We start from the raw sequence: 14,998 nt of genomic DNA, 5'->3' as shown, positions 1-14,998 counted from the left end.
AACCACATCTGACATATGCGCACCGGACGAGCGGGCGGAACCCGCGTCGCTCCACGGCCCGCCGGCGGGGGAGGCGGGCCGTCTTCGTTCGACCCGAGAGGTACTTGTGTCATCCAGGCTGCAGGCGGAACAGCTCTACAAAGTGTTCGGCAGACGACCCGGCGAGGCGGTCGAGCGACTGCGCGGGGGAGCCGACCGTGAGGAACTGCGCGCGGACGGCACCACGGCCGCGGTGATCGACGCGTCGTTCACGGTCGAACCGGGCGAGATCTTCGTCGTCATGGGCCTGTCGGGGTCCGGCAAGTCCACCTTGCTGCGCATGCTCAACGGACTCCTGGAGCCGACCGCGGGACGCGTGGTCTTCGACGGGCAGGACCTGACCGCGCTCAACGACCGTGAGATGCGCGAGGTCCGCTCCAGGAAGGTCAGCATGGTCTTCCAGCACTTCGCGCTCTTCCCGCACCGCAGCGTCCTGGAGAACGCCGCGTACGGCCTCGAGGTGCAGGGCGTGCCGCGCGCCGAGCGCGAGGAGCGTGCCACCAAGGCCCTGGTGCTGGCCGGTCTCGCCGGCTGGGAGACGTCCTGGCCCGACGAGCTGTCCGGCGGTATGCAGCAGCGCGTGGGCCTGGCCCGGGCGCTCGCCACCGACGCCGACCTGCTGCTGATGGACGAGTCCTTCAGCGCGCTCGACCCGCTGATCCGCCGCGACATGCAGGACCAGTTGATCGAGCTGCAGAAGAAGCTCAAGAAGACCATCGTCTTCATCACCCACGACCTCAACGAGGCCATGCGCCTGGGCGACCGCATCGCCGTCATGCGCGACGGCAGCATCGTCCAGATCGGCACCGCCGAGGACATCCTCGTCCGCCCCGCGAACGACTACGTCGCCTCCTTCACGAAGGACGTCGACCGCTCCCGGGTCCTCACCGCGTCCTCCGTCATGGACACGGAGCTGCGCGGCGACGAGGCCGACTGCGGCTGCGAGACCGCCAGGCCCGACTCCTCGTTCGGCGAGCTGTGCGCCATCAGCGCGCGGCTGACGCACCCCGTGGCGGTCGTCGACAAGAAGGGCAAGCTGCTCGGCGTCGTGCCCCGGCAGCGGCTCGTCGGCTTCCTCGGCGACGAACAGAGCGAACCCGTGCCATGCGACACACCGCGCGACAAGAGCGTCAAGGCGGTGAAGGCCGGTGCCTAGGATCCCCTTCGGCGACTGGGTCAACGACACGGTCGACTGGCTGCTCAACCACATGGCGTGGCTCTTCGACTTCCTGAAGACCGTCTTCCAGGGCACCTACGACGTCATCAACGACGTCCTCCAGGCGCCCGAACCCCTTCTCCTCGCGGGCATCTTCGCGGTCATCGCGTTCTGGCTGCGCGGTACGTCCGCCGGTGTCCTCGCCTTCGTGGGATTCGCCTTCATCGACTCCCTCGAACTGTGGGAGAACGCGATGGTGACCCTGTCGCTGGTCCTCGTGGCGACGATCATCGCGCTGGTGATCTCCGTGCCCGTCGGCATCTGGGCGGCCCGCTCGGACCGCGTCAGCGGCATCGTCCGCCCCGTGCTCGACCTCATGCAGACGATGCCCGCGATGATCTACCTCATCCCGGCGATCCTGTTCTTCGGCACCGGCGGACCCGCGGGCATCGTGGCCACCCTGATCTTCGCCCTGGCACCCGGCGTCCGTATGACGGAACTGGGCATCCGCCAGGTCGACAAGGAACTGGTCGAGGCCGCCGACGCGTTCGGCACCACCCCAGGCAACATCCTGCTGCGCGTCCAGCTCCCGCTGGCGCTGCCCACCGTCATGGCCGGCGTCAACCAGGTCATCATGCTGGGCCTGTCCATGGCCGCCATCGCGGGCATGGTCGGCACCGGCGGCCTCGGCGGCGACGTGAACGAGGCGATCGGCCAGCTCAACGTCGGCCTCGGCGCCGAGGCGGGCATAGCCATCGTCATCCTCGCCATCTACCTGGACCGCATGACCAGCGCCCTGGGCACCCAGGTCTCGCCGCTCGGCCGCCGCACCGCAGCCAAGCTGCGCGCCGCACAGGGCCTGAAGATCTGGTCCTACCGCCCCCGGCCCTCCGTGGCCGTGATCGGCGTCGTCGTGCTCGCGCTCGTCGCGGGCGGCATGGGCATCTTCGGCTCCGGTGACAGCGAGACCACCGCGTCCGACGGCGGGAACGTCGGCCAGGGCAAGAAGGTCAGCATCGGCTACATCCCCTGGGACGAGGGCGTCGCCTCCACCTTCCTCTGGAAGGAGATCCTGGAGCAGCGCGGCTTCGAGGTCGAGACCAAGCAGTTCGACGCCGGCCCGCTCTACACCTCGCTCGCCCAGGGCGACATCGACTTCCAGACCGACTCCTGGCTGCCGGTCACCCACGAGCAGTACTGGAAGAAGTACGGCAAGCAGCTCGACGACCTGGGCTCCTGGTACGGCCCGACGTCCCTGGAGCTGAGCGTGCCCGCCTACATGAAGGGCATCGACTCCCTGGAGGACCTCAAGGGCAAGGCGGGCGAGTTCGGCGGCAAGATCACCGGCATCGAGTCCAGCGCCGGAATGATGGGCCTCCTCAAGACCAAGGTCCTCAAGGAGTACGGGCTCGACAAGGAGTACAAGGTCGTCGACAGCTCCACGCCCGCCATGCTGGCCGAGCTGAAGCGCGCGTACGCCAAGAAGGAGCCGTTCGTCGGCACGCTCTGGTCGCCGCACTGGGCGTACAGCGAGTACAAGCTGAAGAAGCTCAAGGACCCGAAGGTGGCCTGGGGCAAGGGCGACGGCGTGCACACGCTCTCCCGCAAGGGCTTCGCCCAGGACAACCCGGTCGTCGCCAAGTGGCTCAAGAGCTTCAAGATGACCGAGAAGCAGCTCACCAGCCTTGAGGCGGACATCAACAAGGCCGGCAAGGGCAAGCAGCAGGACGCCGTGCGCACCTGGCTGAAGAGCAACCCCGGTGTCGTCGACAAGCTGGCCCCGGTCGAGAAGTCGTCCTCGGGCACCCCGGCCGAGGCGAAGCGCACGGTCGACGTCGCCTGGTTCCCCTGGGACGAGGACGTCGCCGTCACCTACCTGTGGAAGGACGTCCTGGCCCGGCGCGGCTACAAGCTGAACCTGAAGCAGATGGACGTCGGCCCGGTCTACACGGGCCTGGCCACCGGCGACATCGACCTCAACTTCGACGCCTGGCTGCCGTACGCGCAGGCGAACTACTGGGACAAGCACAAGAACAACCTGCGCGACCTCGGCACCTGGTACGAGCCGACCTCCCTGGAGATCGCGGTGCCCTCGTACGTGAAGGACGTCAAGTCCCTCGCGGACCTCAAGGGCAAGGGCGACCTCTTCAAGGGGAAGATCATCGGCATCGAACCGGGCACCGGCGAGATGAACCTCGCCAAGACGAAGGTCCTGCCCGGCTACGGCCTGGACAAGGAGTACGAGATCGTCGACGGCTCCACGCCGGCGATGCTGGCCGAGCTGAAGCGCGCGTACGCCAAGAAGGAGCCCGTCGCCGTCACGCTCTGGTCGCCGCACTGGGCCTACAGCGAGTACGAGCTGACGAAGCTCGCGGACCCGAAGAAGACGTTCGGTGAGGGCAACACGATCCGGACGATCTCCAGCAAGAAGTTCCCGGAGCAGTACCCGCAGCTCACGAAGTGGATCAAGAACTTCAAGATGAGCGAGGACGAGCTCGGCAGCCTGGAGAGCGAGATCAAGGACCGCGGCCAGGGCCAGGAGGAGGAAGCCGTCTCCGCGTGGCTGAAGGAGCACCCGGACATGGTGGAACGGATGACTCCGCAGTAAGCACATCCCCATTGGGGGCCTCCGCGAGGGGTGGGCAGCGCCATACGGCGAGGCCCGCCCCTCGCGGCGTTACCCGTGCATACGACCCGGGCATGGGCCACGCCGGCTTTCCGGCACCGTCCACGCGCCCCGGCAGCCGCGCCGGCTCTCCCACCGGCGCGAACCGTGACGGTCGGGCACGCGATCGGTGCGGCGATGTTTACAGCGATGTGACGGGCGCATGAAACGGTTTGCCGAACACCCGTAGGGTGCAGACAAGACATCAGGAACTCGCGAGAAATTGGCGTGTACGTACAACGAACGTGCCGCCACCGGACCGCACCGCATGCACCGAGCAGCGCACCGACGACGCACAGGGGGGAGCCGAAGCGATGGACGAAAACAAAGAGACCCTTCGAGTGGGCGCGGCCGTCAGGCGGCGGCGCCGGGCACTGGAGCTCACCCTCGCCGTCGTCGCCGAGCGCAGCGGCCTGTCGGTGCCGTTCCTGAGCCAGGTCGAGAACGAGCGGGCGCGGCCCAGCATGCGTTCCCTCCAGCGGGTCGCGGACGCCCTGCACACCACGTGTGTCGAGCTCCTCGCCGCCGCCGACCCGGCGCGCAGTGTCGACGTGGTGCGCGCGGACGACTCCGAGTTCACCCACGAGCCCCGAGTGCGCCCCCTGGTGCGCGGTCACCACCAGTTGCACGCCATGGAGTTCTCGGGCGACCACGACGCCGGCCGCGAATTCCAGCACCGCAACGACGAGTTGATGTACGTGGCCGACGGCGCCGTCGAGGTCGAGGCGGAGGGCCGCGCGTACCGGCTGGGCCGCGGCGACACGCTGCACCTGACGGGCGGCGTACGGCACCGGTGGCGGGCGACCGACGCTGAGACGCGCGTGCTCATCGTCGCGGTCGCGGACCACATCGAGGCCGTGGAGGACGATCCGCGCCGATGACCGTCATCCGGAGTACTCGGCCATGAGAGTGGTTCGGTCATGAGAGTGGTTCGGTCATGAGAGTGGTTCGGTCATGAGAGTGGTGTCACTCGTCCCGTCGCTCACCGAGGCCGTCGCCGAGTCCGCGCCGGGCGTCCTGGTCGGGGCGACGGACTGGTGCAGCCATCCGGCCGGCCTCGACGTCGTACGCGTCAAGGGCACCAAGAACCCGGACGTCGAGCGGATCGTCGCCCTCGCGCCCGACCTGGTGATCGCCAACGAGGAGGAGAACCGCGAGCCCGACCTCATCGCCCTGCGGGAGGCGGGACTCGACGTGCTCGTCACTGAGGTGCGGGACGTGCCGGGGGCCTTTCGGGAACTGGACCGGGTGGTCCGCGCCTGCGGGCTGCGGACGCGCCCGAGGTGGCTGGACGAGGCCGAGGAGGCCTGGCTGGACCCGCCCCGCCCGGAGAGGCGCCTGCGCGCCGCCGTACCGATCTGGCGGCGGCCCTGGATGGTGGTCGGGCGGGACACCTTCGCCGGGGACGTGCTGGCGCGCCTCGGCGTCGACAACGCGTACGCGAGCCATGCCGAACGCTATCCGCGCATCCCGGTCGACGAACTGCGCGCCGCCGGCCTCGACCTGGTCGTGCTGCCCGACGAGCCGTACCGCTTCACGAGCGACGACGGCCCGGAGGCGTTCCCGGAACTGCCCTGCGCGCTCGTCGGCGGGCGCCATCTCACGTGGTACGGGCCGTCGTTGGTGCAGGCACCGCGAGTGCTCGGCGAGGCGCTGCGAGCAGCCGTCCGCTGACCAGGCCGCGAGCCGTGTGGACGGCGGCCACCGCCCAGGCCGCGAGGAGCAGGGCGTACAGGGCGACCGCGAGCCCGTCGTAGACGACGAGTCCGGTGTGCCGGGCGAGCCCCTCGGCGCCCGTCACACACGTACCGACCGGGAAGGTGAACGCCCACCAGGTCATGCCGAAGACCATGCCCCGGCGGCGGGCCCGCAGCACCAGGGCGGCGGCCAGCGCCAGCCACAGCAGCGCGAAGCCCATCACCGGGACGCCGTAGAGCACCGGAAGGATCGCGAATCCCCGGTCGTACGGGGCGGGCACCACGCCCGGGGCTACTACGGCGAACTTGTCGACGGCCGTCGTGGACTGGCCCAGCGGGCCCAGGACCAGGAACAGGGTCGGGGTGAGCGCGAGCGGCAGCGGGCCGCCCGTGACGAGGCGCGCGAAGATCATCGGCAGCATCACGAGTGTGGCCAGCAGGCTGAGACCGAACATCGCGAAGCAGGCGAGCAGCAGGGTCTCGCGGGGCTGGCCGGCCGGGAGATGCGGTACGAGCAGGGGGCCGAGCGCCGCGGAGACCATCGGTGCGACGAGCGGGAGCAGCCACACCGGGGTGGCCTGGGACGGGTCCACCCGGTGGCGCACGACCATCAGGTACGGGACGGCCACCGCCGCCGCCAGGCCGATCAGGGTGCCCGTGGAGAAGAGCACGACGTCCAGGGTGACTGCCGCCGGTGTGCCGATCCAGTCCCGCCCGACCACCAGGGCTCCGCCGCCCACGGCCAGCAGGGCCATGGACAGGCAGCCGTAGAAGGGGGCCATCGACGGGTCCAGGAGGTGGGCGCGGGCCTGGTCCCCGTGGTGCGTCCAGTGGACCGCTCGGGCAGCGAGGAGGGCGATGAGCATGGCCAGGGCGAGCGCCCAGATCGTCGCGCAGAACGTGCGCAGGCCCGGGACGTCGAAGGGGAGGCCCGCGCCCGCGGTGGCCACGATCGCCGTGCCCATCACCGAGGCGTACCAGTTGGGGCCGAGGTGGCGGAAGGGGGATGACTTTGCCTCTGCCTCCGCGTTTGCCCTTGTGGGGCGGCCGGGGTTGGCATGGCTGGTGTTGTCCGTGGTGGCGGTGAGCGGGTGGGCTGTGGCCATGAATCCACCGTGCCTCGGTGGGGGACGGCCCACCAGGGAGTACCGGTCTATGAGGACATAAGGTGGGCTTATGAGTCGGGATGACGGGACGAGTGACCAGGGGGTTCGCGAGACGGCGTCCATACCGGTGGGCGGGCTGTCGCACCGGGTCCCCGATCTGGGCGCGCTGGAGCTGCTGCTCGCCGTGGCGCGGCTCGGGAGTCTGGGGCGGGCCGCCCGGGAGGTCGGGATCACGCAGCCGGCCGCCAGCAGCCGCATCCGGTCCATGGAACGGCAGCTGGGGGTCGCCCTGGTCGACCGCTCGCCCACCGGATCGCGGCTCACCGACGCGGGGGCACTGGTGACGGACTGGGCCCGGCGGGTGGTGGAGGCCGCGGAGGCCTTCGACGCGGGGGCACAGGCCTTGCGGGACCGGCGGGACTCCCGGCTGCGGGTCGCGGCGAGCATGACGATCGCCGAGTACCTGCTGCCCGGGTGGCTGCTCGCGCTGCGCGCACAGCGGCCGGACACCGCGGTCTCCCTGATCGCCGGGAACTCGACGGTGGTCGCCGAGCGCGTGCTCTCCGGCGAGGCGGACCTCGGCTTCGTGGAGGGCGTGTCCGTGCCGAGCGGGCTGGACTCCGTGGTGATCGCCCACGACCGGCTGATCGTGGTGACCGCCCCCGGGCACGCGTGGGCGCGGAGGCGACGGGCGCTCGACGCGGGGGAGTTGGCGGGGGCGCCGTTGATCCTGCGGGAGGAGGGGTCGGGGACACGGCAGGTCCTGGACGCGGCCCTCGGTGGACTGGCCCGCCCTCTGATCGAGCTCTCGTCCACGACGGCGGTGAAGGCGTCCGCGGCTTCGGGGGCGGGACCGGCGGTGCTCAGCGAGCTGGCGCTCGGAGAGGAACTGTCCGCTCGGCGGCTCGTCGAGATTCCGGTGGAGGGGGTTCGGCTGAGCCGGGATCTGCGGGCTGTCTGGCCTGTGGGGCATCGGCCTACGGGACCGGCGCGGGACTTGTTGACGCTGACGCGGTCGTAGGGGCGCGGGGCTGCGACATGTGCGGCTCCGCCGCGGGGGCGCGACCGGCCCCACACCCACCCGCACATGGCACCCCACCCGAGGCGCCCCACCCCACCCGGGCAGCGCCCCCGTGGCACCCGCGGTGGGAAATGTGGTGGCGGCGGGGCGCGCTGCCGACGGACGATGCTGGGCATGACGATGAGCACACCGTCGGCGACAGGCGTCCGCATCCCGTGGGGAGCGGTCCCCGAGTCGGTGAGGCAAGCCGTCGCGGACCTGCTCGGCGCCCCTGTCGTGGAAGCGGTCACGCAGACCGGTGGATTCTCGCCGGGACCGGCCGTGCGGGTGAGGACCGCGGACGGCCGACGGGGATTCGTGAAGGCCGTCAGTTCCGAGGCGAACCCGGACAGCCCGAACATGCACCGACGCGAAGCGAGGAACGCCGCCGCCCTGCCGGCCGAGACCCCCGCACCGAGGCTTCTCGGAATGCACGACGACGGGAACTGGGTGGCGCTCGTCTTCGAGGACATCGACGGGCGGCAGCCGCATGTGCCTTGGGACGAGGGGGAGTTGGCGCGCGTTCTCGATGCTGTGGGGGAGCTCAGCCGCACGCTCACGCCGTCCCCCGTGGACGTCCCGCCGGTCGGAGAGTCCCTCGCGGGGGCCTTCCGGGGCTGGCAGAAGATGTTGGCTTCGGGGCACGGGGCCGGAGACAGGGGCGAGGGCCTCGACCCCTGGACCGTACGGAATCTTCCCGCGCTCGCCGAACTCGCCGCGCCCTGGGCCGAGTTCGCCTCGGGCGACACCCTCGCCCACGGCGACCTCCGCGCCGACAACATCCTTCTCACGACCCCGGAGAACGCACCGCATCGTGTGCTTTTCGTCGACTGGCCGCACGCCCAGCTGGCCGCCCCCTGGTTCGACCTCCTGGTGATGCTGCCGTGCGTCCGCGCACAGGGCGGCCCTGATCCCGAAGTGCTGTTCACCGAGCACCCGTTGGGGAGGAGAGCGGACCCGGCCGGGGTGACGGCCACCTTGGCCGCGCTGGCGGGATACTTCGTCCGACAGTCGCGGCGGCCCGCGCCGCCCGGCCTGCCCACACTCCGCGCGTTCCAGCGGGCCCAGGGCGACGCAGCCCTCGAATGGCTCAGGAAGCGGCCCGGATCAGGCCTCCCATGACTCGGGTGTCCTCGCCCATCTCGGGATGCCACTGGACGCCCAACACCCAACCGGGGTCGGGGAGTTCGATCGCCTCGACCGTGCCGTCTGCCGCGTGGGCGGAGGGGGCGAGGCCTGTGCCCAGGTGGTCCACCGCCTGGTGGTGGTAGGTCGGTACGGACGTCTCCTCGGGGATCAGCTCGGCGTAGAGCGAGCCCGGGACCGGCTTCACCGTGTGTCGGCCGAAGACTCCTACTGCCTCGACATGACCGTCGAGGTGCTGGACGAGGGTTCCGCCGAGGGCGACGTTCAGGAGTTGCATTCCGCGGCAGATTCCGAGGAGGGGTGTGCCGGAGGTCAACGCGGCGTCGATCAGGGCGAGTTCCCAGGTGTCGCGGGCGCGGGCCTCGGGGCCGCAGCGCGGGTCGCGGGCGGCGCCGTAGCGGGACGGGTCCACATCGGGGCCGCCCGCGATCACCAGGCCGTCCAGCCGGGCCACGGTCTCGGCCGCGCGGGCGGGTTCGTCCGGCGGCAGCATCGCGGGCAGGCCGCCCGCGGACTGGACCAGGCGCGGGTAGCCGGCCGGCAGCAGTGCCGCCTCCAGTTCCCAGACGCCCCAGCGTGCGGTCTCCATGTATGTGCTGACTCCGATGAGCGGTCTGCCTGCCATCCCCACGCTCCCTGTTTCTCGTGCCCCTCGGGAGGAGGCTAATAGACCGACCCCATACCTTTACAGGGGTGACTGGATCGGATCATGTGGGTGACCGCCCCACGCACGGTCCTATGCCAGGAAGCCGCGCAGGAGTGCCGCCGTGCCCGCGCAGTGTTCGCGCATCATCTCGCGGGCTCCGTCCGCGTCCCCGTCCAGCACCGCCTCGACCAGCGCCTCGTGCTGGCGCTGTGAGTGCTCCAGGTTCCGGACCAGGAGGGGGATGCAGTCGAGCAGGTCGTTCACGGTGGCGCGTACCGCCGCGTACTGGGCGGTGAGCGTCGGTGAACCGCACAGCTCGGCGAGGGTGAGGTGCAGGAGGGTGTCCAGGCGGCGGTAGTCCGACAGGGGGGCGTCCTGGGTACGGGCCAGGGCCTCGCGCAGGCGAGCCGACTGGGCGGGGGACAGGCCGTGGGTGGCGCAGAGGCCCGCCGCGCCCACCTCCAGGACCTCGCGGAAGCGCAGGACGTCCTCTATGTCGACCTCGTCGATCCGGCGGCGCAGCTCCGCCTCGCCGGGGGCGGCGGTTCGGGGGAGGACGAACGTACCGCCGTAGCGGCCGCGTCTCGACTCGACCAGGCCCTGGTCCTGGAGGACCTTCAGGACCTCGCGCAGCGTCACCCGGCTGATCCCGAGCCGGTCCGCCAACTCCCGTTCGGCGGGCAGCCGTTCGCCCCCGGGGACCAGGCCGAGCCGGACGACCTGGAGGATCTGCTCCAGGGCCTCCTCGAAGCCGTTGCCCGCGCGCACCGGGCGCAGGACCGGCGTCAACCGGTCGTTCAGTTCGTGTGGATCCGGCTGCGGCATCTGGCCGTGCCCCCTTCCCAAGCAATGGTTCTCGGCAATACCTTATGGCTCTCGGCTGACCGAAGGAGGCATTTCCCGTGGCAGACCGCACACCACCCCTCAGTGTCGAGGAGCTGCACACCCTCGTCGCGAGCGGGGAGATCGACACGGTCGTCCTGGCCTTCCCGGACATGCAGGGGCGGCTCCAGGGCAAGCGGTTCGCCGCGCGTTTCTTCCTCGACGAGGTCCTGCACCACGGTACGGAGGGCTGCAACTACCTCCTCGCCGTCGACACCGAGATGAACACCGTCGACGGGTACGAGATGTCGTCCTGGGAGCGTGGCTACGGCGACTTCGCCATGCATCCGGATCTGAGTACGTTGCGTCGTGTGCCGTGGAACGCGGGTACGGCGATGCTCGTCGCCGACCTCGCCTGGGACAACGGCTCGCCGGTCGTGGCCGCACCCCGCCAGATCCTCCGGCGCCAGCTGGAGCGGCTCGCCGAGCACGGGTTCACCGCGCAGGTGGGGACCGAGCTGGAGTTCATCGTCTTCAAGGACACGTACGAGCAGGCCTGGGACGCGAACTACCGGGGGCTCACGCCCGCCAATCAGTACAACATCGACTACTCGGTGCTCGGGACCGGGCGGATCGAGCCCCTGCTGCGCAGGATCCGCAACGAGATGGGTGCCGCCGGGCTGATCGTCGAGTCCGCCAAGGGCGAGTGCAATCCCGGTCAGCACGAGATCGCCTTCAAGTACGACGAGGCCGTGGTCACCTGCGACCAGCACGCCATCTACAAGACCGGGGCCAAGGAGATCGCCTCCCAGGAAGGCGTCTCGCTCACCTTCATGGCCAAGTACAACGAGCGCGAGGGCAACTCCTGTCACATCCACCTCTCGCTCGCCGACGCCGACGGCACGAATGCCATGGCGGGCGACGGCGCGGGCGGGATGTCGCAGGTCATGCGGTACTTCCTCGCCGGACAGCTCGCCGCGCTCCGGGACTTCTCGCTGCTCTACGCGCCCAACATCAACTCGTACAAGCGGTTCCAGCCCGGGTCGTTCGCGCCGACGGCCGTGGCCTGGGGGTACGACAACCGGACGTGCGCGCTGCGGGTCGTCGGGCACGGCCGCTCGATGCGGTTCGAGAACCGGCTCCCGGGCGGTGACGTCAATCCGTATCTCGCCGTCGCGGGGCTCGTCGCGGCCGGGCTGTACGGCATCGAGCAGAAGCTTGAGCTGCCGGAGGCGTGCACCGGGAACGCGTACACCTCGGGGTACGAGCACGTGCCCACCACGCTGCACGAGGCCGCCGAGATCTGGGAGAACAGCGCGATCGCCAAGGCCGCCTTCGGTGACGAGGTGGTCGCGCACTACCGCAACATGGCGCGCGTCGAACTGGACGCCTTCGACGCCGCGGTGACCGACTGGGAGCTCCGCCGCTCCTTCGAACGTCTGTGAGGCCGAAGTTGTCGCACCTGCACGAACTGGTAGTTCTCAACCCGGCGACGGAGGAGGTCATCGCCACCGTCCCGGGCGCCACCCCCGAGGACGTCGACGCCGCGGTCGTACGGGCGGAAAAGGCGCAGGTCCGATGGGCCGCCCTGGCTCCCGGTGAGCGCGCCCGGCTGTTGCGCCGGTTCGCCGTCGTTGTCGATGAACATCTCGAAGAACTCGCACAGTTGGAGGTCCGCGAGGCCGGGCACGTCGTCGGCAACGCCCGCTGGGAAGCGGGCAATGTCCGTGATCTGCTCGACTACGCAGCCGGGGGAGTGGAGCGGCTCACCGGGCGCCAGATCCCGGTGCCGGGCGGTCTCGACATCACGATCCTCGAACCGCTGGGCGTCGTCGGAATCATCGCCCCCTGGAACTTCCCGATGCCCATCGCGGCATGGGGTACGGCTCCGGCGCTCGCGGCGGGCAACGCGGTCATCCTCAAGCCCGCCGAGACGACCCCGCTGACGGCTCTGCGACTGGCCGAACTCGCCCTGGAGGCGGGCCTGCCCGAGCATCTCTTCCAGGTGCTCCCGGGAGCGGGCGCGATCACCGGCAACGCACTGGTCGAGCACCCCGGCGTCGCGAAGATCGTCTTCACGGGGTCAACGGCCGTGGGCAAACAGGTGTTGGCGAAGGGCTCGGCGCTTCTCAAGCGCGTCACCCTCGAACTCGGCGGCAAGAGTCCCAACATCGTCTTCGCCGACGCCGACATCGAGGCCGCCGCGGCAGCCACCCCCATGTCCTTCCTCGACAACTCCGGCCAGGACTGCTGCGCCCGCACCCGCATCCTCGTCCAGCGGTCCGCCTACGACCGCTTCCTCGAACTCCTCGCCCCGGCGATCGAGTCCGTCGTCGTCGGCGACCCGGCCGACGACAAGACCGCCATGGGCCCGCTGATCTCCAAGTCCCAGCTGGAGCGCGTACGTTCGTACGTCAGCGAGGCCACCGGCAGTGCGGCCGGAATCCGGGGCACCGCCCCCGAAGGCCCCGGCTTCTGGTTCCCGCCCACCGTCCTGACCGGAATCGAGGCCCACGCGCGCGTGGCCGTCGAGGAGGTCTTCGGGCCGGTCGCCGTGGTCCTCCCCTTCGAGGACGAGGCCGACGCGATCCGCCTCGCCAACGCCACCGAGTACGGCCTGGCCGGCTCCATCTGGACCCGGGACGTGGGCCGCGCCCTGCGCGTGTCGAGCGCCGTCCGCGCCGGGAACCTGTCCGTCAACTCCCACTCCAGCGTCCGCTACTGGACCCCCTTCGGCGGCTTCAAGCAGTCGGGCATCGGCCGCGAACTCGGCCCGGACGCCCTCGCCGCCTTCACCGAAACCAAGAACGTCTTCATCAGCACGGAGGGCCCCGCACAGTGAGCGCATCGACCGACGACATCATCTGCCGCCGCCTGGTCGGCCGCACCGCCGTCATCACCGGGGCCGGCAGCGGCATCGGCCTAGCCACCGCCCGCCGGCTCGCCTCCGAGGGCGCCCACGTCGTCTGCGGCGACGTCGACGAGACCCGCGGCAAGGCGGCCGCCGAGGAGATCGGCGGCATCTTCGTGAAGGTCGACGTCACCGACCCCGAGCAGGTCGAGGCGCTCTTCAGGACCGCGTTCGACACGTACGGGTCCGTCGACATCGCCTTCAACAACGCGGGCATCTCGCCGCCCGACGACGACTCGATCCTGGAGACGGGCCTGGATGCCTGGAAGCGCGTCCAGGAGGTCAACCTCACGTCGGTGTACCTGTGCTGCAAGGCCGCGATCCCCTACATGCGGCAGCAGGGCAAGGGATCGATCATCAACACCGCGTCCTTCGTGGCCCGGATGGGCGCCGCGACCTCGCAGATCTCGTACACGGCCTCCAAGGGCGGAGTTCTCGCCATGTCCCGCGAACTGGGCGTGCAGTTCGCCCGGGAGGGCATCCGCGTGAACGCGCTGTGCCCCGGGCCGGTCGACACGCCTCTCCTCCAGGAACTGTTCGCCACGGATCCGGAGCGGGCCGCGCGCCGCCTCGTACACATCCCGGTCGGGCGGTTCGCACGGGCCGAGGAGATCGCCGCGGCGGTCGCGTTCCTCGCCAGCGACGACTCCTCGTTCGTCAACGCCACGGACTTCCTCGTGGACGGCGGCATCTCTGGCGCATACGTGACCCCGCTCTAGGCCTCCGGAGGAGGCGGCCGTGTGCCGGTGGGCGGGTGGCGCCTAGAGTGCCGGGATGAGCATGACGCCCCCGCCCGGGTGGTACCGGGACCCCTCCGCCCCGCACGTGGAGCGCTGGTGGGACGGGACCGCCTGGACCGAACACCGGCGCTCACCCGAGGCGACGACGCCCCAACAGCCGTACACGCAGCCGCAGTTCACGCCTTCGACGCCGACGGTTCCGCTCGGGACCGGCGGCTCCGGCACCTCCCGCGGCTCCGGACGCGCGAAGGCGATTGCCCTCACCGGCGCGGCGGTCGTGCTGGTCGCCGCGATCGTCACGGGCGCCGTCGTCCTGAGAGGGGACGACGGCGACCCGCAGACGCAGACCGCGCCGACGCCCACGTCGTCCGCGCCCACGAGCGCCGACCCCTCGCCCTCGCCCTCGGAGTCCAGTTCCGAACCGTCCGCCGACGACCCCTCCGTCGTCGTGGACGAGCTCAACGGCATCACCCTGCCGCTCCTCGACGGCTGGGCCAGACCCCAGAGCGTCACCGAGACCGACATCATGATGACCACGTCCGGGACGTACGACTGCCCCGGCGACGACGGCCTCTGCCGCCACGGCACGGTCATCTCGCGCACGGTCACCTCGAACGACGAGAAGTCCCCCGAGACCCTCGCCAAGGACGACATATCCGAGGCGGCCGACCGCGCCTATGACCGCAACAAGGTCAACCAGCGCCCCTTCCACGGCATCACCTCCCACGAGGTGGTCGAGCAGGGGTCGGTGGCGGTCGCCGGCCGCACCGGGTACTTCGTGCGCTGGCGCGTCAAGACGGAGGCGGGGCCCGGAGGTTACGTCCAGTCGATGGCGTTCCCGTCCAGCGTCGGCTCGGAGTCGATGGTGATGGTGCGGTACGCCTTCGACGCGGGCGAGGAGGGGCCGCCCCTCGCCGACATGGACCGGATCACCAAGGGGATCCGGCCGGTTGGCGACGAGGGCACGGGCGGCGGGGTGGGCAGCAGCATCGGCCCCACCGAGTGACCGA

The 14,998-nt window shown here is 70.5% G+C and carries 13 protein-coding genes; 10 read left to right on the top strand and 3 right to left on the bottom strand.

What is annotated here, in order from left to right:
- The first annotated feature begins 106 nt into the window (after positions 1-106).
- The 4 genes from ACN20J_RS11135 to ACN20J_RS11120 all read left to right on the top strand — a co-directional run bounded on the left by ACN20J_RS11135 (position 107) and on the right by ACN20J_RS11120 (position 5,534).
- Complete coding sequence (locus tag ACN20J_RS11135; RefSeq protein WP_189839980.1) at positions 107-1,195, top strand: quaternary amine ABC transporter ATP-binding protein; 1,089 nt, start codon at positions 107-109, stop codon at positions 1,193-1,195.
- Positions 1,188-3,803, top strand: coding sequence for an ABC transporter permease/substrate binding protein (locus tag ACN20J_RS11130; protein WP_362299056.1), 2,616 nt, complete (start codon positions 1,188-1,190; stop codon positions 3,801-3,803). Before ACN20J_RS11135 ends, ACN20J_RS11130 begins: the two co-directional genes overlap by 8 nt.
- Before the next feature lie 371 nt (positions 3,804-4,174).
- Positions 4,175-4,741: a helix-turn-helix domain-containing protein gene (locus ACN20J_RS11125; protein WP_055613934.1), complete on the top strand. Its 567-nt coding sequence runs from the start codon at positions 4,175-4,177 to the stop codon at positions 4,739-4,741.
- 73 nt (positions 4,742-4,814) lie between these two features.
- Positions 4,815-5,534, top strand: coding sequence for a helical backbone metal receptor (locus ACN20J_RS11120; RefSeq protein WP_419665807.1), 720 nt, complete (start codon positions 4,815-4,817; stop codon positions 5,532-5,534).
- Here the strand turns inward: ACN20J_RS11120 and ACN20J_RS11115 are convergent.
- The gene (locus tag ACN20J_RS11115; protein ID WP_419668867.1) at positions 5,461-6,522 is read right to left on the bottom strand and encodes a TDT family transporter; all 1,062 of its coding nucleotides are present in this window, start codon (positions 6,520-6,522) and stop codon (positions 5,461-5,463) included. The two genes, ACN20J_RS11120 and ACN20J_RS11115, sit on opposite strands and share 74 nt — an antisense overlap.
- Positions 6,523-6,733: 211 nt before the next feature.
- Between ACN20J_RS11115 and ACN20J_RS11110 the strand changes: the two genes are divergently transcribed.
- Positions 6,734-7,684, top strand: coding sequence for a LysR family transcriptional regulator (locus ACN20J_RS11110; RefSeq protein WP_055613903.1), 951 nt, complete (start codon positions 6,734-6,736; stop codon positions 7,682-7,684).
- A gap of 174 nt (positions 7,685-7,858) precedes the next feature.
- Positions 7,859-8,845, top strand: coding sequence for a phosphotransferase family protein (locus ACN20J_RS11105; RefSeq protein WP_419665806.1), 987 nt, complete (start codon positions 7,859-7,861; stop codon positions 8,843-8,845).
- Here ACN20J_RS11105 and ACN20J_RS11100 read toward each other — a convergent pair.
- Together ACN20J_RS11100 and ACN20J_RS11095 are read right to left on the bottom strand one after the other, a co-directional pair.
- Positions 8,814-9,494, bottom strand: a complete 681-nt coding sequence (locus tag ACN20J_RS11100) for a gamma-glutamyl-gamma-aminobutyrate hydrolase family protein (RefSeq protein WP_419665805.1) — start codon at positions 9,492-9,494, stop codon at positions 8,814-8,816. The genes ACN20J_RS11105 and ACN20J_RS11100 overlap by 32 nt on opposite strands.
- Before the next feature lie 111 nt (positions 9,495-9,605).
- A complete protein-coding gene (locus ACN20J_RS11095) occupies positions 9,606-10,340 on the bottom strand; it encodes a FadR/GntR family transcriptional regulator (RefSeq protein WP_189839974.1) in 735 nt (244 codons plus the stop codon).
- A gap of 77 nt (positions 10,341-10,417) precedes the next feature.
- Here ACN20J_RS11095 and ACN20J_RS11090 point away from each other — a divergent pair, with 77 nt between their 5' ends.
- The 4 genes from ACN20J_RS11090 to ACN20J_RS11075 all read left to right on the top strand — a co-directional run bounded on the left by ACN20J_RS11090 (position 10,418) and on the right by ACN20J_RS11075 (position 14,994).
- On the top strand, positions 10,418-11,782 hold the full coding sequence (locus ACN20J_RS11090) for a glutamine synthetase family protein (RefSeq protein WP_189839973.1): 1,365 nt from the start codon (positions 10,418-10,420) through the stop codon (positions 11,780-11,782).
- Between the two features lie 8 nt (positions 11,783-11,790).
- Positions 11,791-13,179 (top strand): aldehyde dehydrogenase family protein, encoded by a 1,389-nt coding sequence (locus ACN20J_RS11085; protein WP_361909289.1) that lies wholly within the window; start codon positions 11,791-11,793, stop codon positions 13,177-13,179.
- Positions 13,176-13,967: a 3-oxoacyl-ACP reductase gene (locus tag ACN20J_RS11080; protein ID WP_419665804.1), complete on the top strand. Its 792-nt coding sequence runs from the start codon at positions 13,176-13,178 to the stop codon at positions 13,965-13,967. Before ACN20J_RS11085 ends, ACN20J_RS11080 begins: the two co-directional genes overlap by 4 nt.
- A 61-nt stretch (positions 13,968-14,028) precedes the next feature.
- Positions 14,029-14,994 (top strand): DUF2510 domain-containing protein, encoded by a 966-nt coding sequence (locus tag ACN20J_RS11075; protein WP_189840224.1) that lies wholly within the window; start codon positions 14,029-14,031, stop codon positions 14,992-14,994.
- The last annotated feature ends 4 nt before the right edge of the window (positions 14,995-14,998 follow it).

Source organism: Streptomyces sp. 2-1 (genome assembly GCF_048564895.1).
GTDB lineage: Bacteria > Actinomycetota > Actinomycetes > Streptomycetales > Streptomycetaceae > Streptomyces > Streptomyces phaeochromogenes.
The sequence above is the reverse complement of the archived record's forward strand: the minus strand, read 5'-3'. Positions and strand labels throughout refer to the sequence as shown.